Annotated in this window: 16 protein-coding genes; 6 read left to right on the top strand and 10 right to left on the bottom strand. The window is 61.7% G+C overall.

Annotation, left to right across the window (positions count from 1 at the left end):
* Positions 1 to 51: 51 nt before the first annotated feature.
* From TK42_RS25015 to TK42_RS25000, 4 genes are all read right to left on the bottom strand, one after another.
* Positions 52 to 675, bottom strand: a complete 624-nt coding sequence (locus TK42_RS25015) for a LysE family translocator (protein ID WP_032881200.1) — start codon at positions 673 to 675, stop codon at positions 52 to 54.
* Between the two features lie 13 nt (positions 676 to 688).
* Positions 689 to 1,732 carry a hypothetical protein gene (locus TK42_RS25010; RefSeq protein ID WP_005791891.1) on the bottom strand — a complete coding sequence of 348 codons (1,044 nt, stop codon included), beginning with the start codon at positions 1,730 to 1,732 and terminating at the stop codon, positions 689 to 691.
* Between the two features lie 17 nt (positions 1,733 to 1,749).
* Positions 1,750 to 3,954 carry an iron-containing redox enzyme family protein gene (locus TK42_RS25005; protein WP_032879217.1) on the bottom strand — a complete coding sequence of 735 codons (2,205 nt, stop codon included), beginning with the start codon at positions 3,952 to 3,954 and terminating at the stop codon, positions 1,750 to 1,752.
* A gap of 119 nt (positions 3,955 to 4,073) precedes the next feature.
* Positions 4,074 to 5,081 carry an SGNH/GDSL hydrolase family protein gene (locus tag TK42_RS25000; RefSeq protein WP_032879218.1) on the bottom strand — a complete coding sequence of 336 codons (1,008 nt, stop codon included), beginning with the start codon at positions 5,079 to 5,081 and terminating at the stop codon, positions 4,074 to 4,076.
* Positions 5,082 to 5,396: 315 nt separating this feature from the next.
* Between TK42_RS25000 and TK42_RS24995 the strand changes: the two genes are divergently transcribed.
* Complete coding sequence (locus tag TK42_RS24995) at positions 5,397 to 6,866, top strand: PLP-dependent aminotransferase family protein (protein WP_078822458.1); 1,470 nt, start codon at positions 5,397 to 5,399, stop codon at positions 6,864 to 6,866.
* 86 nt (positions 6,867 to 6,952) lie between these two features.
* Complete coding sequence (gene tam, locus TK42_RS24990) at positions 6,953 to 7,714, top strand: trans-aconitate 2-methyltransferase (protein ID WP_103735408.1); 762 nt, start codon at positions 6,953 to 6,955, stop codon at positions 7,712 to 7,714.
* 21 nt (positions 7,715 to 7,735) lie between these two features.
* Here the strand turns inward: tam and TK42_RS24985 are convergent, their stop codons facing one another.
* The gene (locus tag TK42_RS24985; RefSeq protein WP_078822456.1) at positions 7,736 to 8,299 is read right to left on the bottom strand and encodes a cysteine hydrolase family protein; all 564 of its coding nucleotides are present in this window, start codon (positions 8,297 to 8,299) and stop codon (positions 7,736 to 7,738) included.
* A gap of 96 nt (positions 8,300 to 8,395) precedes the next feature.
* Here TK42_RS24985 and TK42_RS24980 point away from each other — a divergent pair, with 96 nt between their 5' ends.
* From TK42_RS24980 to TK42_RS24970, 3 genes are all read left to right on the top strand, one after another.
* Positions 8,396 to 9,367 (top strand): GlxA family transcriptional regulator, encoded by a 972-nt coding sequence (locus TK42_RS24980; RefSeq protein ID WP_103735407.1) that lies wholly within the window; start codon positions 8,396 to 8,398, stop codon positions 9,365 to 9,367.
* Positions 9,368 to 9,538: 171 nt separating this feature from the next.
* Entirely contained in the window at positions 9,539 to 10,648 is a 1,110-nt protein-coding gene (locus TK42_RS24975) for a DUF3182 family protein (RefSeq protein WP_103735406.1), read from the top strand.
* On the top strand, positions 10,638 to 11,393 hold the full coding sequence (locus TK42_RS24970) for a S9 family peptidase (RefSeq protein ID WP_032879226.1): 756 nt from the start codon (positions 10,638 to 10,640) through the stop codon (positions 11,391 to 11,393). The genes TK42_RS24975 and TK42_RS24970 overlap by 11 nt, the downstream gene beginning before the upstream one ends.
* 3 nt (positions 11,394 to 11,396) lie before the next feature.
* Here TK42_RS24970 and TK42_RS24965 read toward each other — a convergent pair whose 3' ends face one another.
* Genes TK42_RS24965 through TK42_RS24950 form a run of 4 tightly spaced genes read right to left on the bottom strand, consistent with a single transcriptional unit; the run spans position 11,397 to position 15,301 of the window.
* Positions 11,397 to 12,353, bottom strand: coding sequence for a lysylphosphatidylglycerol synthase domain-containing protein (locus TK42_RS24965; protein ID WP_005791882.1), 957 nt, complete (start codon positions 12,351 to 12,353; stop codon positions 11,397 to 11,399).
* Positions 12,343 to 13,605 carry a cardiolipin synthase ClsB gene (clsB, locus tag TK42_RS24960; RefSeq protein ID WP_103735405.1) on the bottom strand — a complete coding sequence of 421 codons (1,263 nt, stop codon included), beginning with the start codon at positions 13,603 to 13,605 and terminating at the stop codon, positions 12,343 to 12,345. The genes TK42_RS24965 and clsB overlap by 11 nt, the downstream gene beginning before the upstream one ends.
* On the bottom strand, positions 13,602 to 14,378 hold the full coding sequence (locus tag TK42_RS24955; protein WP_032879229.1) for an endonuclease/exonuclease/phosphatase family protein: 777 nt from the start codon (positions 14,376 to 14,378) through the stop codon (positions 13,602 to 13,604). Before TK42_RS24955 ends, clsB begins: the two co-directional genes overlap by 4 nt.
* A complete protein-coding gene (locus TK42_RS24950) occupies positions 14,375 to 15,301 on the bottom strand; it encodes a DUF72 domain-containing protein (RefSeq protein ID WP_103735404.1) in 927 nt (308 codons plus the stop codon). The genes TK42_RS24955 and TK42_RS24950 overlap by 4 nt, the downstream gene beginning before the upstream one ends.
* 269 nt (positions 15,302 to 15,570) lie before the next feature.
* Between TK42_RS24950 and TK42_RS24945 the strand changes: the two genes are divergently transcribed.
* Positions 15,571 to 17,649, top strand: coding sequence for a mechanosensitive ion channel family protein (locus tag TK42_RS24945; protein ID WP_103735403.1), 2,079 nt, complete (start codon positions 15,571 to 15,573; stop codon positions 17,647 to 17,649).
* Between the two features lie 107 nt (positions 17,650 to 17,756).
* On the opposite strand, the gene TK42_RS24940 is transcribed toward TK42_RS24945, so the two are convergent.
* Positions 17,757 to 22,004 carry a DEAD/DEAH box helicase gene (locus tag TK42_RS24940; RefSeq protein WP_103735402.1) on the bottom strand — a complete coding sequence of 1,416 codons (4,248 nt, stop codon included), beginning with the start codon at positions 22,002 to 22,004 and terminating at the stop codon, positions 17,757 to 17,759.
* Positions 22,005 to 22,109 lie beyond the last annotated feature (105 nt).

The raw sequence follows: 22,109 nt of genomic DNA, 5'->3' as shown, positions 1-22,109 counted from the left end.
AGTCGCCTGCGCCAATCGAACTGCTGGCGTGTAGGCAACCTTCTCTGCGTATCAAGACCACCATTGCGCGAATGGCAGGCTTCGTAGAACCGGGATCAAGGACACCACGAGCACCAGGCTCATGGTGATATTGAACGCCTTCAAACGTTGTGGCTGGGTCAGGAAGCGCCTCAGGTACTGCCCGAAAAACACCCAGACCATCGAACACGGTGAACCGAATACAAAAAACAACAGCGCAATCAGAAACACCTGCACCGTGTACGAGCCCAAGGGCGAGGTGTAGGCCAGCACTGCGCCCACCGCCATCACCCAGGCTTTCGGGTTGACCCACTGGAACAGCGCCGCAGCGGTGAACCCCAAAGGCTTGCCTGATTGGTCACCCAGATCGGTGGTGGGGGCACTTGCAATCTGATACGCCAGGAACAACAGGTACAACGCGCCGACCACCTGCAAGCCGTCATGCAACCACGGGTACTGGCGGAACACCGCCCCGGCCCCCAACCCGACCGCCACCAGCATCAGCGGAAAGCCGATGTTGATACCGGCCACATGGCGCAAGGTACGGCCGATGCCGAAATTGGCCCCGGACGACATCAACATCACGTTGTTCGGCCCTGGCGTGACACAGGTGGCAATCACGAACAGCACGATCGAGTAGTAATCCAGTGCCTGCATGGTCATGCCCTGCTCAACGGTAATCTTCCAGCGTGCCCTGTCGACGAATGTCCACGGACACACAATGGAAACCGCCGCTCAGACTGCGCGCGTGGCGCATCTTCAGCGGTGCCACATCGATGCCGTGTTTTTCCAGTGCGCGAATCAGCGGCACTTGCTGGTCATTGATCACCGCCAGCGACGGGTTGACCATGATGAAGTTCATGCCCTGCCAGATAGAGGCACGCGGGTACGACCAGCAGTAACCGGTGTCCACCATGTCGGGGGCCCAGATGATGTCCCAGTGCTTGAACACTTCGGGCACCTGATCCTTGCCGATGCGTTCGGGGTTCAACACCACCAGCCCTGGACGCACCAGGGTGATGGTGGTGTCCAGGTGCGTACCGTCGTAGAACCCGCTGAGGGCGTGCACGCGGTATTGGTCGCCGAGCACGCGCTTGAGCCACTCGTAGCCCATGCGGTTACCGCTGCGCGACACCAGGTAAAGAATGTCGCGGCCCATGCGCAGCACGTTGGCGGCATCGAAAATCGGCTCATCGTTGGCGATGATCGAGCCCTCGCGCGGGTTGACCCGGTAGGTACTGTCGGGCAGTTCCGGCTTGGGCGCGGAAATCCAGTTGGCGCCGCTGGCGAAGTACGCCTGCAGGTGTTCGCGGTAGGCAAAAGGTTCGAAGTAACGGCTGCGCAAGGCCATCGGCGCTTCAATGATGGTTTTGCCGATCGGCAGCAGAACGTCCCTTGGGCAGTAGTTGTATTCGCCGTCGGTCTTCCAGTCGCCGGTGCCGAACAGTGCCGCGTGATAAGTCTCTTTGGGCCGGCGCACGGTCACCCCATGGCCGACCAGGAAGGCGGCAAAGGCGTCCAGGTCTTCCTGTGCTTCTTCAACCAGTTGTTCGGGGTAAGGCCCTGACGGAATCTCATTGGGCGAGTCGTGGTGCTCGCTGTAGTCGAGGGCGAACAGGCCCTTGTCCGGCCGCGGCACGCGTGCGCCATGGGCAATACCCACGATCATTTCCTCGAGGGGGTCCCATTCGTTATGCACTTCTACCAAAGACATAATTGCTCCTCGTGGCGTTATTGTTCGTGGGTTTGCAGCAATACCTGCCGCGTGATCGGCAAGTGATGCAGATAGCCTTTTGAAGCCGCTGTGCGGGTTGGGCGCGGGAGTACATGGTCGGCCGATGAGAGGCGCAAGCGACGCAACATCGAGGCCCATTTGCCTGGCATCGGCGCCAGGGACTCATAGCCCACGCGCACGCGCTGCCATTGCGCGGCGACCTGTTCGGCACTGGTCAACGCACGCATGTACGCATCGATCGCATCGGCAGCCCAGGCCGAATGTCCGGTGGACACGTTATCAATGGTGTTGTGCAGGTCGACGAACGCCGTGCTGAACCCGTAGTGCCGTAAAAAGCGCCGCGCCGAACGATAGCTGCCGCCCACGCCGGACAGCTCCATCGCCAGGTTCATGCCGAGCACTTCGGGCATGAACGTCATCGGCAGTTTGCCCAGGCACAGCCAATACACGGGCAGGCGGAAGGAGTCTTCCTCCAGGCGCGGGTCTTCGGCGAATTCACGGCTACCGGTGGGGGCCAGTTCGAAATCCATGTCACGCAGGCCATCGCGATAAATTTTCGGATGATTGAGCGCCTCGATGCCGTTGCCCAATTCATCCCAATAGGTCTGGAACAGGGTGTAGCCCACGTGGGAAGACGCCAGCCCCAGGTCGGTAAAGCCTTGCAGCCACGCACCGTCGATCAGCGTCAGCGGCGCCAGTTGCAGGGTCGACTCGATGATTTCTTCACGGCTGGGCATTTGCGCCGGGTCGCTGTCATCGAACTGTTGGCCGTTCTGGTCATGCTTGTCCAGCAACCAGGCGCGCAGCACATTGGGGCCCCACTGGTCGGGCAATTGGCGCTCGGACGTCTTCAGCGACTGGCGCGAACGCTCAAGCCAACGGCTCACATAGGCATGGGCAAACTGGCGGGTGGCCGGCTGCAGCGCACGCCCCTGCAAGACAAAATAGGCTTCGCGCAGGCTCTTGGGCCAGTGTCCGGTGTCGGCAGGGCTGGCTGAGTCAGGGCGGGGCACCGTGGCGGCGCTGTCGACTGGCTGGCGTGGCAGTTGCGGCGTGGCGCCAGCCTGGGGCAACCAGTCGATCCACTGGCGAATCACGCTCAAGTCTGCCTCGCTGAAGATGCGGAACATGCGCCCGGTCGGCGCCACCAGGCTGGTGACCAGCAGGCTTTTTTTCGAGTTGCCCGGCACGATCAAACGGCTGCGCGACAGCACATCCAGCAGGGGCAACGGGTCGCGCTGCGCTTCTTCGATCCACAGCGCCAGGCTGCGCCCTTCAATCAGGTAACTCTGGTGATACACCGCGCCCACCCGCGCCAGACGCTGCATCAAATGCGCCATGGCCTGTTGGGGCGAAGTGGCGGTCAGCGAGGCGTTATACAGCCGCGCATTCCAGCGTTGCAGCGCGCCGAACAGCCAGTTGGCGCCGCGTAGCAGACGGGCCTGGCGCTCTTCGCCCTGCTCGATGATGCGGTGCGCGACCCATTGGCTGATATGGCGCAACGAAGCCGGTTCCAGGCCGGGGAATGACGCGCTCAGATCCAGCCGGCCGAGTTCCAGCGCCAGCCCTTCAAGCTGGCCCATGGCTGCCCAGCCCGGGCAAAGCCCGACGGCGCGCAAGGCCCAATCGACACCGCAGAGTTCATCACCGTAGGCATCGCTGCGTCGGCTGAGGGCAAGCAACAGCGCGGGCAGTTCGAACGCGTCGTCATGCAGGTCCGGCAGGGTCGCCAATTGCGCCGGCGCCAAGGCGTAGGTGGTCAGCTGTAGCTGGCCCAACAACGCGTTGAAGTGATGGCCGCGGGAGGCGTTCGGGTAGCCGACGCCGATATCATGGGCAAACAGTTGCATCAGGCGCAGCTGCGCGGGGTCTTCAAATACCCCGGGTGCGCTCAGGCCCTGCAGCCAGCAGCCGAGCACCGAGGCCATCGGTGCCGAATAAACCGCCAATGCCTGGGCAAAAGCGCGGGCGTTGTGCTGTTCGACGGCGGCGGTGGCGGCGCCGGCATACGCCGACGCCTGTTCTGACTGCCACGCATCGATCCGCTGTGACAGCAGCGGCAACTGCACCGGCTCGACGTCTTTGCCCAGCAGGGTGTCGAGGTACTCCGTATCCAGGAAACATTCAGGCTCCAGCGCCAAACGATAGAGTTCGCGCCACCTGTCGTCTGCGGGGATGCGTGTTGGAATCGAGCCATCCATAGCCATTACCTTCCAGTGCCGCGTCAGAACATCGGATAAATGGAGGAGTCAGGTTTCTTCTTCTTTTTTCCAAACAGGCGTTGGAAAAACTTCTTGATGGATTTCATGTGCAAGTCCTTTTAGCGGGTGACATCGAGAATAAGTTTTGAAACCAGGTCGTTGCCGGCATCGGTGAAATGGATGCGGTCGACGAACTGCCAGTCTTGCGGGCCCAGTGCCTCGGCCAGCAATGGCGTGATGTCGACAAACTCCACCCCCATGGCCCGCGCCCCGTCGCGCAAGCGCTGGGCGTAGGCTTCGCGCACCGAGGTTTGCAGGATGTCGCCATACACCTCGGTGAAATTACCGAGTTGGTCGAGTTCGGCAAACAGTTGCTCTTCCTCATGGCTGCCGGTCTCGCGGACCCAGCCGGCGAGCGGTTGCAGGATGAACGTCAGCTTCGCACCCATGTCGGTGGCCAGGGCGCGCCAGATATCCAGGTGCTGCAAGGTCAGGTTGGCGGCGTAGTCGATCTGTTCCTGCATCGACGGCGGCGTGGGTTGCTCGGGCTCCTGAGGCTTGCCGAACAGATTCGACAGGCTCCAGTTGCTGGCGGTCGGCTGCTGTGGCGTCAAGGCATCGAAAAACTGATGGCAGTTGAAAAACGCGCCGTGCTCGCCCCGATAGGCGTGAGGCTGACGTGCCAGGCCAAGGTTGTTGAAACCGGAGAACAGCACGATTTCATCCACCTTGGGCAGGTGGTGCCGGTTGAGGGTGAACAGCACCAGCTCTTGGGTAGAGTTGAAGCTGCGGCCGCCGAAATTGATCCAGCGCTGGCCACGGGGATCGTTCTTCGTGAGGCGCGAAGCAAGGGTCCAGCTGTCGGCGCTGGCGCCAATGCCGAACACGGTGGAGCTGCCCGCCAACAGGCGTACCGGGCCATTACCCTTGATACCGTCGACCACCGAATAGCGGGTACCCAATGACTCGGAGTAGCGAAAGCCGGATGAATCGGTATTGACCACGGGGGAAGCATGGTCAGTGGGGTGGAAGTACATCAAATAGGGCAGCCATCGAACTTCACCGGCATCGGTGAATTTCTGTTCGTACTCGGCCATCTGCGGTGTGAGCGTCGTCCTTGTCGTCATAGCGCTTGATCCATTTGGTATTCGCTGGGCAGATTCAAACACCTGGTTGGTTTGTCAGGTGCTTGCTTTGTAGGGCATTTCTGAAAATTTGGTGCGTACAGTGCTGCTTTACTATTGTGTGACTACTTTGTACCAACCTTGTCAAAGGTCTCGTGCACTGTTATGGGACCTATCATCCCAAGGCGACGACGTGTATTGCAGATACAGCAGAACTCAATCTTTTGAATACAGATTGGGGTTTTATGCTGAAAATTTTTCAAAAAAAGGCCAATCTGTAACTTCTTAAGCGACAGATCAGAAGCTACAGTCGGGCCTATGACTCTTTACCTGAACCTCGCCGAATTCATCAGCAGCCGCATCGAGCAGGGCCTGTACGGGCCCGGTGAGCGGTTGCCATCTGTACGCACCCTCAGCCATGAGCACGGCGTCAGCCTGACGACCGTGCAACAGGCCTACCGTGTATTGGAATGTTCGGGGTTGGCGGTATCGCGTCCCAAGTCGGGCTATTTCGTGCCGTCGGACCGGCGCGTGGCACCTTTGCCACAGATGGGCCGACCCATCCTGCGGCCGGTGGACATTTCCCAGTGGGACATGGTCCAGGAACTGATACGCCTCGACCAAGGCGCCGGTATCGTGCAACTGGGGTGCGGTATGCCGGACATCAGCGTGCCGACCCTCAAGCCGCTGCTGACCGCCATGGCCCGTATCAGCCGGCGCAGCGACAACACCAGCCTGCAATACAGCCACATCCAGGGTGTATTGGCCTTGCGCGAACAGATCGCCCGGCTGTCCATCGATGCGGGTGTTCGCCTGACCCCGGCCGACCTGATTGTCACCAGTGGCTGTCAGGAAGCCCTGTCTACCGCAATCCGTGCGATTTGCGCGCCCGGCGATATCGTGGCGATCGCCTCGCCGAGCTATTACGGGATGATGCAGATCCTCAAGGCGGCCGGTCTCAAGGCGCTGGAGATCCCCAGCGACCCCGTGACCGGCATCAACCTGGAAGCCCTTGAGATGGCCCTGGAGCAGTGGCCGATCAAGGTCATCCAATTGACCGCCAACTGTAACAACCCCATGGGCTACATCATGCCCGACGAGCGCAAGCTCAAGCTGATCCGCATGGCCCAACGCTTTGACGTGCCGATCATCGAAGACGATATCTACGGTGATCTGTCGCATCGCTATCCGCGGCCACGCTCGCTCAAGTCCTTCGATGAAGACAACCGCGTGGTGTTGTGCAGTTCGTTTTCCAAGACCGTGGCCCCTGGCCTGCGCGTCGGCTGGATCGCTCCGGGGCGTTACCTGCCCCAGGTGCTGCATATGAAGTTCATCGGCTCTGGCGCCACCGTCACCCAACCGCAATTGGCCGTGGCCGAATTTATCGCCAAGGGTAATTACCAGTTGCACCTGCGGCGTATGCGCAAGCAATACAAGCGCAACGGCGATCTGATGAGTGAGTGGGTCAAGCGCTATTTTCCGGCGGGGACCCGCGTCAGCCAGCCTCAGGGCGGCTTTACGCTGTGGGTCGAATTGCCCGGGGAGTTCGATACCTACGCCCTCAACCGACTGTTGGAAGCGCAGGATGTGCAGGTGGCCAACGGCAATATTTTCTCGGCAGCGGGAAAATACCGTAATTGCATCCGGCTGAACTTCGCCAACCCACCCACCCGCAAGGTCGAGATGGCCGTGCAAAAGGTCGGGCAAACCGTTGGCCAGTTGATACAGATGGAGCTGGACAACCCCCTCACCGCGCAACAATGGCAGCCTCAGCCCTCTGCGTTTTGATCGGTTGCGTGCTCACTTGGCGGCATTTGTTCTCAAGGATCACAAGATTTAGGCTGTAGCCCTCTTTGACAAGAAGGAAAGCAGCGATGACCTGGTCTGCCAAGCAGTACACCCTGTTCGAACAACAGCGCACTCGCCCGGTCCGTGACCTGGTGGCGGCGATTCCCGAAACCGACGTGCGCACTGCCGTCGACTTGGGCTGCGGGCCGGGCAACTCCACAGCGGTACTGGCCGAGCGCTTTCCCCAAGCGCGAGTCACCGGCATGGACAGCTCCGACGACATGCTGGCCGACGCCCGCGAGCGCTTGCCGGCGTTGAGCTTCGAACTGGCAGATATCGGCGCCTGGAATCCAGCACAAAAATTCGATGTGATTCTGGCCAATGCCTCACTGCAATGGCTGCCCGACCACGCCGCGCTATACCCGCACTTGGTCAAACAACTGAACCCTGGCGGTACGCTGGCGGTGCAAACCCCGGACAATCTCGACGAGCCCGCCCACCGGTTGGCCCGCGAAGTGGCGGCCGACGGCCCATGGTCGGCGAAGATCGGCGCGGTCAAACACAATGAGCGGCACACCGCGAGTTACTACTACGAGTTGCTGAGCAAGCACTGCAGTACGGTGGATGTGTGGCGCACCACCTATCAGCACCCGTTGGCAGATCATGCGGCGGTGGTGGAGTGGTTCAAGGCGTCGGCATTGCGGCCCTTTCTTGCGCCGTTGACCGACGATGAAAAGGCCGCCTTCCTGCAGCAATATCAGGCGCGAATTGCCCTGGCTTATCCAGCCCTGGCCGATGGCACTGTGTTGCTGCCCTTTCCGCGCCTGTTCATCATCGCGACACGCTAACGTGATCGGCGTAAGTGGCGGTCACGCGGCCGCCGTTTGCGTCTGCAAGTATTCCTGCGCCGACATGACGCCCGCATAGCCAAATGCCAAGGATGCCATGTACGCCCCATGCACCTGCGCCGCTGGAATCACCTGGCCGTTGAATTCCTGATCGCGAGTAGCACAAGCGTCATGGATCACCGTGACCTTATAGCCCAGGTCCGCCGCCGCCCGCACCACGGCGTCCACACACATATGACTCATGCTGCCGACCACCACCAGATCGGTGATGCTGCGCTGCTCCAGCAACTCGCGCAGGTTGGTTTGGCGAAACGCATTCACAAAATGCTTGAGCACTACCGGTTCATCACCCTCGTTCAACACCTTGTCGTGCAAGCGGGCGCCGTCGGAGCCGGGCGTGAAGAACGGCGCGTCGTCGCCTTCAAACTCATGGCGTACGTGAATCACCGCATCGCCTGCCTGTCGAAATGCCTGTAGCACCTGCGCCGCCTTGTCCGCCGCGGCTTCTACGCCGTCAAGCGGCCACTTGCCCTGAGGGAAGTAGTCGTTCTGGATATCGATTAGGATGAGCGCTTGCTTGGCCATGTATGTTGCCTCCTGATGGGTTGATGGGCCCAGTATCTTAGCTGGCGCCGAGGTTGAGAATTGGCCGCACCGACAATAACAGGGGGAAAACTGACAATGGCCGTGGAACGCGCGACGCTCGAACTGGGTGTATTGATCTATCAGGGCGCGCAACTGGCCGCCGTGCATGGCCTGACCGACCTGTTCGGGGTCGCCAATCGCATCGCCGCCGAGTACCAATCTGCGCAACTGCCGCTGCTGCGGGTCAGCCACTGGCAGGTGGACGCCCACGGCACGCCTGCGCGCGTGTTCGACAGCCACCCGTCGCCGGCCCAACCGATGATGGCTCTGCTGGTACCGCCGTCGATTGGCGAGTTCACCGAAGACCAGGCGCCGCCCGCACTGCTGGAGTGGATCCGCCAGCAGCATGCTGCCGGCACGGTGCTTGGCGGTGTGTGCATTGGCTCGATCATGTTGGCGCGTAGCGGTCTGTTGGATGGGCGTAGCGCCACCGCTCACTGGTCGTCCTCGGAGTCCTTCGCGGCCCGTTACCCGGCAGTGCGCCTGGAAGCGGATAAGCCCATCGTCGATGACGGCGACCTGATCACCACCGCCGGGCTGATGGCTTGGTCCGAACTGGGCCTGCGCCTGGTCGACCGGCTGATGGGGCCCAGTGTCGCCGCCGACACTGCGCGTTTTCTGGTGATCGAACACAGCGACAGTGCCCGCCAGTGCGGCAGCAACTTTGCGCCGATCCTCAGGCATGGCGACAGTGCGATCCTGAAGGTCCAGCATTGGCTGCAAGCCAGTGGCGCAGTGGATGTTTCGGTGGCGGCGATGGCGCAGGCGGCAAACCTGGAAGAGCGCACGTTTTTGCGCCGTTTTCGCAGTGCGACGGGGCTTAAACCCACCGAGTACTGCCAGCATCTGCGGGTCGGCAAGGCGCGGCAGATGCTGGAGTTCACCAACGGCACGATCGACCACATCGCCTGGGCCGTGGGTTATCAGGACCCCAGCGCTTTTCGTGCACTCTTCAAGAAGATTACTGGCTTGACCCCCAGTGACTACCGCACCCGGTTTGGCGTTTGAATCGTGCAGAACGCAGGGGGGGTGGGGCATCGTCGTGCAGAATAGAGCAGGCTAACTGCCATCGCTTTTAGTGCAACTCATTGATTTGATAAACATCCCTCACAAAGCCGCGTTGGCCTGATCCCTGCAACTTTCCCACCACACACATGGCGGGATAGCCAAGGGGGACGCATGACCCCGACAAATCGCAACAAATTGGTGGTCGCACACTCGACGCGCGAAGGTGCGCCATTGCATGAGGTTGAAACCAACCGCGCATTGGCCCGCTGGCTGGCGCAGATATTGGGGCTCAAGTTTGGTGGCAGTTACGACCCCCAGATGCACGCCGGTCGCGAGCTGTACCTGCTACCCACGCAAACTCTGGTCGGTCCCGCCCTGGCGTTGAAGCTTGACGTCAGAGGGCCGGAAGATTTGTGGGGGGGCTATGTCGATCACGATTTCATTTGTACCAAAGCGATCAGCCACGGCCTGTTGAGCCCTGAGGCAAAGGCCCCTGAAGGTTGGTCGCCGATCTTCTGCGAGCGCGTACGCGACGTTGTGTTGGATGGCTTGAGTGTGTTCGCCCTGGAAGACGCCAAGCCCGCCGCCGCGCGCTTGCTCTATAGTGGCCCGATCCGTATGAAACCGGTGCACGCCTGTGCTGGACGGGGCCAGGAAGTTATCCACAGTCTCGATGAGTTCGACGCGATAGTGGCGCGTCCTGACGCCGCGAAGTTGTTCAGCGCCGGCGTGGTGCTGGAGCAAGACCTGCACGACGTAGTTACCCACAGCGTGGGCCAGAGCTTTATCGGTGAGCACGTATTCAGCTATTGCGGCGAGCAATACCTGACCCGGGACGGGCAGAGCGAGGAGGTCTACGGCGGCTCCAACTTGCTCGTCGTGCCCGGCTACTATGAAGACTTGCTGCAATTGGCCCTGCCTGACGATGTGCGGCAAGCCATCGAGCAAGCCCGGGTTTTCGATAATGCTGCCGACGAAGCCTACCCGGGGTTCTACGCCTCGCGGCGCAATTACGACATCGCCCAGGGCCTGGACAGTAACGGCCAGCGCCGTAGCGGCGTGCTCGAACAGTCCTGGCGCATGGGCGGGGCCAGCAGCGCGGAAGTCGCGGCGCTGCAGAGTTTCATCAACAACCCGAGCCTCAAGGCCATCCGCGTGTCCTCGGTGGAAACCTACGTGGATCAAGCGCTGCCGGCGGATGCCATTGAGGTGTACCGAGGCCCGGCCGAAAACAGCGACTTTCTTCTCAAGTATGTGACGGTTCAATCTTATGACGGCTAGAAGCGAGAGCATCAGTATCGATGTAGATGACGAACAGATGAGTGGGACATTCCTCAGCCCCAAGTCCAAAGTGCCCGGCGTATTGTTTGTGCACGGTTGGGGCGGCAGCCAGGAGCGCGACCTGGAACGCGCCAAAGGCATCGCGGGGCTGGGTTGTGTATGCCTGACCTTCGACCTGCGGGGGCACGCCGGCACCGGCATTCCCTTATCGCGCGTCACCCGCGAAGACAATCTGCGCGACCTGCTGGCCGCCTACGATCGGCTGCTGTCCCACCCGGCCATCGACACCTCGGCAGTGGCGGTGGTGGGCACCAGCTATGGCGGATACCTGGCGGCAATTCTCACTTCGTTGCGCCCCGTGCGTTGGCTGGCGCTGCGGGTGCCCGCGCTGTACCGCGACCAAGAATGGCTCAAGCCCAAGCGTGAGCTGGATAAAGCCGACCTGATGGATTACCGCGGCACGTTGGTACGTGCCGAAACCAACCGTGCCCTGCACGCCTGCGCGCAATTTACCGGTGATGTGCTGATTGTGGAATCGGAAACCGACGACCATGTGCCCCATGCCACCATCATGAGTTATCGCGCGGCGTGCCAGCAGACTCACTCCCTGACCCACCGCATCATCGACGGCGCGGACCATGCCTTGAGCGACCCGGTGTCGCAACAGGCCTATACCTCGATCCTGGTGGACTGGATTACCGAAATGGTAGTGGGGGAGCGGTTGAGCATTATCCAATCCCGATAGACGTTAAGCGGGTGTCTTCTTCACCCGCAACGCCTTGGCCTTGGCCTCCACCCCCAGGTACATCACCAACGCAATCAGCAATGGGCAAATAAAGTAGATTGCCCGATACGCGATCAACCCGGCCAGCAGACTCCCGCGCGACGCCTCATGCTGTAACAACCCGATAAACACTGCCTCCAACACCCCAAGCCCGGCGGGTATATGGGTGACCACACCGGCAATCGCGCTGATCAGCAACACGCCCAATACCAGCGGGTAATCGAGTTTGGCGGGCAGCAAGGTAAAAATAACCGCTGCCATGAGTGACCAGTTCAAGGCGCCCAGGGCCAGTTGCAGGCAGGCCATGCGCAGCGACGGCAAATTGATCTCGATGCCGCGGATCGACCACGCACGTTTTTTCGAAAACCGGCACGCCGCCAGGTAACCCAGGCTCGCGATCACCAGCAACACGCCCACACCTTGCAGAGCGCCGGTGCTGAGCTTCCAACCCGGTGGCAAGGTGACCAGCCCGCTGCTGAACACTACCCCGGCCAAGGCCATATAGCCGAACCAATTGGTGGCCAGGCTCAGGCCGAGGATCTTGGCGATATTGCTGGTGCTTACCCCCAATCGCGAATACAGCCGGTAACGCATGGCGATGCCGCCGACCCAGGCGCTCAGATTGAGGTTGAACGCATAACTGATAATGCCCACCGGCAGGATCTGCTTCCAGCGCAGGGGCTGGCGAATGTAGGTCCGGCCGATCAGATCGAAGCAGGCGTACACGATAAAACTGCACAGCGTCAGCGCGCCGGCGATCAGCAATGTGCTGACTTTGAAGTCGCTCAACGTCTGCAGCACTTCGCTCCAGTCGATGCGCCGGGCAAGCAGGGTGAAGAGCACGATCAGCAGCAGGAAGAACGCAATGGTCAGGGGCTTCTTCCAGCGCTGGAACCGTGAGCCGTTTTTCTCAGACGTCATGGGCCGGACTCTCAATGGGTTTCAAACGCGGCTTGTGTGCCGGCAACCAACTCGCCAGCGCGGGAAAGTGGCGCATGACATGGAACACCAGAAACCCCACGGTCAGGCGCCACAACCACAGGCGCGGCTTGCGCTTGGCCGGCATGGTCTGGCAATGGTCTCGTGCCAGGGCTTCCAGGCTCTGGTACAGCTGCTGGTTGAAGGCGCGGTCACGAATCAGCACGTTGGCTTCCAGGTTCAGCGCCAGGCTCAGCGGGTCGAGGTTACTTGAGCCCACGGTGCTCCATTCGTCGTCCACCAGCGCCACTTTGCCGTGCAACGGGCGTTGGCAGTACTCGTGAATCACCACGCCATCCTTGAGCAGATAGTCGTAGAGCATGCGCGCCGCCAGCTTGGCCAGCAGCACGTCGGGCTGGCCTTGCATGATCAACTGCACCTGCACGCCACGGCGCGCTGCGTTACGAATCTCGCGCAGCAAGCGATAGCCGGGGAAGAAATAGGCATTGGCAATTACCACCCGCTGCCGGGCCTGGCTCAAAGCGTGGATATAGGCTTCTTCGATGTCGTCGCGATGCTGGATATTGTCGCGATAAATCAGGCGCACCAGCCCGTCGCCGTGCTCGTCTGCCCATGGCGAAGGCCGTTGCTGGCGTCGGCGCCAACCTCTACGGGCGCGCACCTGGCGGCCACTTTGGGCGAGGGCGAAATGGTGCAAGTCGGCCACTGCCGGGCCGATGACCTGTACCGCGTAATCCTGCTTGGCTTCGGGGCCGAAGTCCCCCAGGTGATCAGCGGAAAAATTGATCCCGCCGATAAACGCCACGCTAGCGTCCACCACCACGATCTTGCGGTGCAGGCGACGAAACCAGTTGGTGCGAATGCCGAGGGTTTTGGATGCCGGGTCAAACATCTGCACGATCACGCCGGCTTCAGCCAGTGCGCGCAGAAAGGCCGGGCTCAGTTCGCCGCAGCCGAAACCGTCAAGGCTGACCACTACCTTGACCCCGCGTTGCGCCGCTTCGATGAGAATGCCTTGCAGCTCATGACCGACCTTGTCTTCAAAGAGGATGAAGGTCTCCAGCAGGATTTCCCGCTGGGCGTCGCGCATGGCCTCGAACACCGCGGGAAAATAGGCCTCGCCATTTTCCAGCAATTGCACACGATTGCCGCTCTGCCAGCCGTAGTCCAGGTCGCGGGCCTTGCTGTCATCCGGCGGCTGGTCGGTGGCGATATGTTCTACCGCAATGCTCATAACTCAATCTCCACCGACAGGGGCACATGGTCTGACAGGTGCGACCACGGCCGCGTGGTGAGCACGCGCGGGTTGTGGATGGTCAGGTTGCGCACATAGATGCGATCCAGCGGCAGTAACGGCAGGCGTGCCGGGAACGTACGCGCAGGCTTGCCGTGGGCGTGGATGAACACCTCCTGCAGGCCGCTTTGACTCAGGTCGGCCTTTTGCCGCCAGTCATTGAAATCGCCGGCGACCACCAGGGGCGCATCCGCCGGGATCTGGCCAATACGCTGCTCAAGCAAGCGCAGTTGCTGTTGGCGATGTACCTCGCGCAAGCCCAGGTGGATGCAGATGGCATGCACCTCGCGTTCGCCGCCCGGCAGGCGCAGTACGCAATGCAGCAGGCCGCGGTTCTCATGGCCGCTTTGGGAGATGTCGAGGTTGTCGTAACGAATGATCTGGAATTTTGACAGCAGCGCGTTGCCATGGTCGCCATGGGGGTAGACCGCATTGCGACCATAGGCAAACTGCGGCCAGATGCTGTCGGCGAGAAATTCGTACTGCGGCATCTTCGGCCAGTCGCTATAGCGCTGGGGATGGCGCTCGTGGGTGCCGTGGATCTCTTGCAGGAACACCATATCGGCACCGACGCTGCGCACCGCTTCGCGCAGTTCGGGCAGGATGAAGCGTCGATTCAGGGCGGTGAAGCCTTTATGGATATTCACCGTTAGCACGGTAAAACGCGTGATGGCGGTGGTGGGGGGCACGGGGATCAGCTCGGGGTGAGTCATGGCAACACTCCCGGTTCCGGCAACTGCCCGGCTGCCGTGAGCAGGTGCTTGTCCAGCCCGAAGCGCTGTAACAACTGGCGCGCATCGAAAGGCGCGCGCACCTTGATGTCATTGTCGAAAAAGCAGAACACGTCACGCTGTTTGCGCACGCGGGGTTTGCGTTGCGGGGCGACAAGGTGCGCATCCGCCGGTTGTTTGCCGTGCGCCCAGCGCTCGATACGGTCACCCCAGCGTTTGAGCGCCTCACTGGTATAGCCACTGGCGTAGAGCTGCTTGTCGCCGTGTAATCGCAGGTACATGAAGTTGGCGGTGACGTCTTCGATATAGGGCCACTTGCCGGCGGTGTCAGCCACTACGAGGGCAACACCGTACTTGTCCAGCAGCTGCACAAACTCCGGTACCGCAAAGCTCATGTGGCGAATTTCCACGGCATGGCGCAAGGGTTTTTTGCCATAGGCTTTCATGCTTGCCTTGCCGTTCAGGCGCGGCTCGTGCTGGCGGGCGAGGGCGGCGGCCTGTTGGGTGTTGGTGGGTAAATCGGCCAGGAAGGCTTCGAACAGTGCGGCGTCGAATTTGAAGCTGGGCGGGAACTGCCAAAGGATGGGGCCGAGTTTTTCTTTGAGCTCCAGCACCCCGGAGGCGAAGAAATTGGCCACGGGCTTGTGCACCTCGCGCAAGCGCAGGATATGCGTGACATAGCGTGGCGCCTTGACGCTGAACATGAATCCCTCAGGCGTATCGGCGTACCACTGCGCATAGCGCTTGGGGGTTTGCAGCGCATAGAAAGAACCGTTGATTTCAATGCTGCTCACGGCGCGTGACGCAAACTGCAACTCGCGTTTCTGGGTCAGCCCGTCGGGGTAGAAGTCCCCGCGCCAGGGCGTGTAGCGCCAGCCGGAAATGCCGATATGAATCGCCGCCATGGTTGCTCCTGTGGAGGTGGGGTGCGTTATGGGATGACTGCGATATTTGGCTGAAAGTTTCCACGTTCCTACAGACGGTACGGGGTGCGAAATGTGGGAGGGGACTTGCCCCCGATAGCGGTGCATCAGTCATGAAGTTGTTGACTGACAGCCTGCTATCGGGAGCAAGCCCCCTCCCGCAATTTGAATCACATGCCCGCAAACACAGGGAACGATCAAGGCTCAAACCCGTCAGTTCCTTACAGACCCTTCTGAAGGAGCCCGCTGTTTTGCTGAATTTAAAGACTGCATTACTGCTAGGGGCGCTGCTGTTCTGCGGCAGCGGCGCATTGCAAGCTGCTGCCACCGCGCCTGAGCCTGACGCGGCGGCCAAGCCCGAGTTGCTGGTGGAGGGCGGCCTGCTCGGGGCCATCAGTTCCAGCATTGATGATGTGCAGCAGAAGCTCGATCTGAACCAGAACTTTATCGACGAGTGGCGCCTGCGGGCCGACCGGGCCGCGAATGAAGTCGGGCGGCTGGTCGACCAGACCGCCGCACGCTCGCCGTGGAGTGTGGCCGGGGATTTCCTGCTGTTATCCGCCGTTTGGGTGGGTGCTTTTGCGCTGCTGACGTTACTGGGGCGCTTTATCGTGCGGCGCTTGAGCCTGCGCGCCTTTTTCCGCCGGCGGGCACGCTTGCTGGGCGTGCTGGGGTATGTGGTGCCTTACACCATCCCTGCGGTTATCTGCCTGCCATTGACGCTGTATGTCAGCCATTTTCTCGCCTCTTCCGTAGGACGGGCACTGGCGCTGTGTTTTGCCTACGCCACCAGTAGCGGCATCTTTTCCACCTCCATGCTGCTGTGCGTGATCGTCATGTTCAATGTCGGTCACAAGCGCCCAGCGGTGCAGATCATTCGCGACTATTGCCCCAAACCGCTGTTCCTGATCGGCTTCCTTGCCGCTCTCAGCGACGCGCTCACCAGCCCGCAGATCGCCCGGCAGCTGGGCGGCAACATCACCAGCAGCGTTGCGGTGTTTACCGGGCTGTTCGCGACAGTGATCTTCGGTGTGCTGGTGGTTCGCCTGCGTCGCCCGGTGGCGCATTTGATTCGTAACCGGCCGTTGGCGCAGCGCCTTAAGCATCCGGCGTTGCAGCAATCGCTGCGGGTATTTTCCGGGCTGTGGTATTGGCCGATCCTGTTGATGGTACTGGTCTCGGCGATCAACTTGATCGGTGCCGGCGACGATAATCAAAAGGCCCTGCGCTGCGCCTTGTTGACCACCATCCTGCTGATCGGCACGGTATTTCTCAGCACGGTGCTGCAACACTTGTTCAAGTCGCGCAGCCAAGTGGCGATACAGCGCAGCAGTGCCTACAAGGAGCGCTTTCTCAGCCTGTTGCACGCGATATTGCGCATTGTGATGGCCATCGCTTTTATCGAGATACTGGGGCGTATCTGGGGCGTGTCGCTGTTCGAGTTCGCCCAGCGCAACTCAGTGGGCCGGGCGATCAGCGATTCGCTCAGCAGTATCGGCCTGATCCTGCTGATGACGTGGCTGTTCTGGGTGGTGCTCGATACGGCGATTCAGGAAGCGCTCAAGCCCCCGGTGAACAAACGTTCCAGCCGCCAGCCCAGTACGCGGGTCAAAACCATCCTGCCGCTGCTGCGTAATGCGGTGAAAATTATTCTGGTGGTTATCTGTGCGATCACCACCATGGCCAATCTGGGTATCAACGTCGCGCCGTTACTCGCGGGTGCGGGGGTGGTCGGCCTGGCGATTGGTTTTGGCTCCCAGCAGTTGGTGCAGGACGTGATCACCGGCCTGTTTATCATCATCGAAGACACGCTCTCCATCGGCGACTGGGTGGTGCTCGATTCCGGCCACGCCGGTACCGTCGAGGGCCTGACCATCCGCACCCTGCGCCTGCGCGACGGCAAGGGCTTTGTGCATTCGGTACCGTTCGGGCAGATCAAGGCGGTCACCAACCAGTCGCGCCAATTCGCCTATGCGTTCTTCTCAGTGCAGTTCACCTACGACACCGACGTGGACAAGGCCGTGGAGCTGATCCGTGAAGCAGGCCAGTCGATTCGTGACGACGTGTTCCTCAAGTACAACCTGCAAGGGCCACTGGAAGTGTTCGGCGTGGACAAGATGGACCTCAATGGCGTGGTGCTCACGGCGCAATTCCGCACGGTATCGGGTGGGCAATATGCGGTGAGTCGGGCGTTCAATCAGCGCTTGAAAAAGCTTGTGGATAACTGTGACGAGGTGCATTTTGCGCAGACTTATCCACAGCAGGTGTTGTTGCCCAAGCGTGTGGCGCAGGAGGATGAGCCAGAGGCCGAGCAAGCCAGGCCGCAATGATGAGAGTGGCTGTTCCGGCCCCATCGGGAGCAAGCCCCCTCCCACATTTGAATGTGTTCACACATCAAAATGTGGGAGGGGGCTTGCTCCCGATGAGGGCCTAAAGGTCAGCGCCTGATCAACTTCTCCTGCACTGCCTGCTGATCCATCTCCAGCAACACCTGCTGCTTGCCGGCGACCATCACCGCCGCCGGCAGCCCATCGCGATATACAATCCGATTACCGCTCACCGCCGGCACTTTGGCCCCCGGTAGCAGCGTGCCCACAAGGTTCAATGGATCCGCCCCGCACACCGCGATCAAGCTCCCGTCATGTGCCCGCCGCCGCACCTCGCGCAGCAAGGGTATCGCCTCCGGCAACGCAAACTGTTCGCCCGCCAACCCACTGACAAACCGCCCGCCACGAATCTCCCCGCGTGCCTCCAGCCGATGGAAGGTGCGCAGCAATTCACGCCAGCTCGGCAACCAATCCGCCTCGCGTTCCAGCAAGCGCCAGAACACCACGCCGTAACGGCGCAGCAGGGTCATCGCCACATGCTCCAGGGTCTCGGCCGAATGTGGGCCGGCAGCGCTGGCTGAACGGCGAACCAAGGCCCAGCGACCGGCATCATCCATGCCGCCGACAAACGCTCCGCGCCCACGCCGACTGCTGCGGGCCTGGCGTTTGCTGGCGGGCGTGGTCAGGGCGCGCAGCCCGGCGAAGCTGTCGGCATTCACCAGGCCGGCGCCTACCAGTTCCTGCAAGGCTGTCTCCAGCTCGCTGCGCAGCAGGTGGGCCTCGTGCACCAGTTCATCAAAAAACAAGGCGCCGTGTTCGCGCAGGGCCGAGTGGACTTTCTGCGCCTTGGGCGACAGCGTGGTGCTGTCGGTGGGCTCGGTCAGCCCGCTCCACAACGCTACCTGGCTACGGGGGAGCAAAACCACCGGGGTGCTGCGCAACGCCATGGCGCCGGCCTTGTTGCTTAAGCGCGTCCATACCAGCTTGCCGCTGCGGCACAGGTCATCGAGCCAGGTCGATGAATAATCCTTGATGCGCGCGCTGAGCAGGTCAGTGTCCCAGGCCGACGTGGCGGCGGCATAACCTTCGAGTTGGCTGACTATCTGCGGCAATACGGCGCTGCCCTGGCCACGGGTGCTGTCGGACAGGTGCTGCCAATCGAACAGAAAGCGCATGAAATCCTGCAATGCCACCGGCTCGATCTCTCGGCGCAGGCGCTTGACCGTGTAGCGATGAATGCGTGCCAGCAAGTGACGTTCGCACCATTGTTCCTGCGTGGCACCGGGGCTGAAGTGCCCGCGCAGCACGTAGCCTTCCTGCTCCAGGCGCGACAGGGCCTGAGTGATTGCCGCCACGGGCAGCGCCAGGGGGGCAGCGATTTCGACCAGGTTCAACGGGCCAAAACCACTGAGGCGCGCACGCAGTACTTCTAACAGCGCGTCATCAAACTCCCAGGGCTCGTCGAACCCGGGCAGCAGTGGCAAATCGTTAGGGTAGAGCGCCTGCAAGCAACTCAAGCGCTCAACGGCGACCCACATGCCGTTGTGCAACTGACAGGCTCGCCCGGCCTTGGCCAAGGCGTGCAGCCATGCGGCCCATTGCGGCGCAACTTCAGGCGCTGCGATGCACGCCAGGCTCATCAGCGCTTCATGCATTTCATCTACGCCATTGGGCGCGGGCCAGGCTTCTTCGCGAACGCCGGCGATAGCCTCGGCATCCAGTGCGCCCAGGTCATCGGTGCTCTGCGGGTCGCTCCAGCGTCGGTTGAGCACGGCCTGGGTGCGGCGCTCTTCCAGCGGGGCGTCGTCGAGAAAGGTGTAGGGCTTGGCGCTGAGAATTTCCGCAGCCATGGGCGAAGGGGCGGGCAGGTCGCGGCTGATCAATCGGACTTCCCCGCGTTCCATGCGCCGCAGCAGTGCCAGCCAGGCTTCACTGTCCATGGCTTCATGCAAGCAATCGTCGAGGGTTTGTTCCACCAGTGGGTGATGGGGGATTTCGCGCTCGCCGGCGAGGTTTTCCAGGCAGGCGATCTGGTCCGGAAAGACGCTGGCGATCAGGTCTTCGCTCTTCATGCGCTGGATCTGCGGCGCCACCTTGCGCCCACCGGTGTAGCGCGGCAACGCCAGGGCCACGCCGGCATTCCAGCGCCAGCGCACGCCGAACAGCGGCGCATCCAGCACGGCCTGGATCAGGAGGTGTTCAGCACTGTTGCTGTTAAGGTAACGCCACACCTCATCCAAGGCAAAACTGTGGCTGGTGGACAGCGACAGCACGATGGCGTTTTCGCTGGCCGCCGCTTGCAGCTCGAAGTTGAAGGTGCGGCAGAAACGCTTGCGCAACGCCAGGCCCCAGGCGCGGTTGATGCGGCTGCCAAACGGCGTGTGGATGATCAACTGGGTGCCGCCGGACGCGTCGAAAAACCGCTCCATGATCAACGTGTCCCGGGAGGGCAGGGCGCTCAGGGCCTGGCGCGACCGGGCCAGGTAATCCAGCAGTTGTTCGGCGCTGGCGCGATGCAGGCCCAGGGTGCCGGTTAGCCAGTCGAGGGCCGGTTGCAGGTCGCCGGGCGTGGCACCCAGCAAGCTGTCGATTTGCCCTTGCAAGCGCGCCACGGCCACCGACAACTCGTTGCTGCGCCCGGGTGCTTCGCCCAGCCAGAACGGGATGGTCGGCGGTTGGCCATGGGCATCCTCGACACGCACCTTGCCCGCTTCGACCCGCAGGATGCGGTAAGAGGTATTGCCGAGTTGGAAGATGTCGCCGGCGATGCTTTCCACCGCGAAGTCTTCGTTGACGCTGCCGATGTTCAGGCTCTGAGGCTCCAGCAACACGCTGTAGTCGGCGTTGTCCGGGATGGTGCCACCGCTGGTGACGGCGGTGAGCCTGGCACCGCGGCGGCCGCGCAGGGTGTGGGTCACGGCGTCACGGTGCAGGTAGGCGCTGCGGATACCCTGGCGGCCGTTGTAGCCCTCGCTGAGCATCTGCAACAGGGCCTGGTAGTGGCGCTCATCCAGCTCGGCGTAAGGCGCAGCGCGGCGAACAAGCGCCAGCAGCGCCTGTTCCGGCCATTCACGGGCGCTGACTTCGGCAATGATCTGCTGGGCCAGCACGTCCAGCGGCGCCACTGGAATATGCAAGGTATCCAGCTCGCCACGGCGTACGCAGTCGAGCAACGCGGCGCATTCGATCAAGTCGTCACGGGTGGTGGCAAACAAGCGCCCTTTGGGCGTACCGCCGACCTGGTGCCCGGAGCGGCCGACGCGTTGCAAAAAGCCATTGATCGAGCCGGGTGAGCCGATCTGGCAGACCAGATCCACCTCGCCAATATCGATGCCCAGCTCCAGGGACGCGGTGGCGATCAGCACTTGCAGTTCGCCGGCCTTGAGCCGTTGCTCGGCGTCCAGGCGCAGTTCCTTGGCCAGGCTGCCATGGTGGGCGGCCACGGCGGTCTTGCCCAGCCGCTCGCTCAGATGCCGGGCCAGGCGTTCGGCCAGGCGCCGGGTGTTGACGAAAATCAGCGTGGTGCGGTGTTCGCGGGCCAATTGCGCGAGGCGGTCGTAGACCAGGGCCCACACATCGTTGGCCATCACCGCCGAGAGCGGCACTGGCGGCACTTCGATATCCAGGTCCCGTGGGCGCGCATGGCCGATGTCGACGATGGCACACTCACGGTCGGTGCCGACTAAAAACCGCGAGACCGCTTCGATGGGTTTTTGCGTGGCTGACAGGCCGATACGGGTCAATGGCTCGGCGCACAGCGCTTGCAGGCGCTCCAGGCTCAAGGCCAGGTGGCTGCCGCGCTTGCCGGCGGCGATGGCATGGATCTCATCGACGATCACCGTACGCGTGCTGGCGAGCATGTGTCGGCCGGAATCCGAACCCAGCAGCACATACAGAGATTCGGGCGTGGTCACCAGGATATGCGGCGCGCGCTTGCGCATCTGTGCGCGGTCTTTTTGCGGGGTGTCGCCGGTGCGCACGGCGGTGCGGATCACCAGCGGCGGCAGGCCCAGGCTTTGAAGCTGCTCGGTAATGCCGGCCAGCGGGTTTTGCAGGTTGATCTGGATGTCGTTGGACAGCGCCTTGAGCGGTGACACATACACCACCAGGGTCTCGTCCGGCAGTTGCCCGCCGTTGGCCAGGCCTTGGTGGACCAAATCGTCGAGTACCGCCAAAAAGGCCGTCAAGGTCTTGCCCGAGCCGGTGGGCGCGGCGATCAGCGTTGACCGCCGCTGGCGGATCAGCGGCCACGCCTGGGCCTGGGCGCCGGTCACCGAGGGGAAGGTCCTGCAAAACCAGGCACTGACGGCGGGGTGAAAACCATCCAGTGCGCTGGTCGTTGATTCGGGAAGGTTCATGAAGTGATTGATGCCACCTGCTCCAACAAGTTGCAAACACGTACTTTATCCGTGACGGTTGCGCTACAAACCCGCAAAATGCAACGATTCTGGCAACTACCTACG

The organism is Pseudomonas sp. GZJR-8 (assembly GCF_002916705.1).
Taxonomy (GTDB): domain Bacteria; phylum Pseudomonadota; class Gammaproteobacteria; order Pseudomonadales; family Pseudomonadaceae; genus Aquipseudomonas; species Aquipseudomonas synxantha_A.
This window is presented reverse-complemented; position numbering and strand designations above follow the sequence as displayed.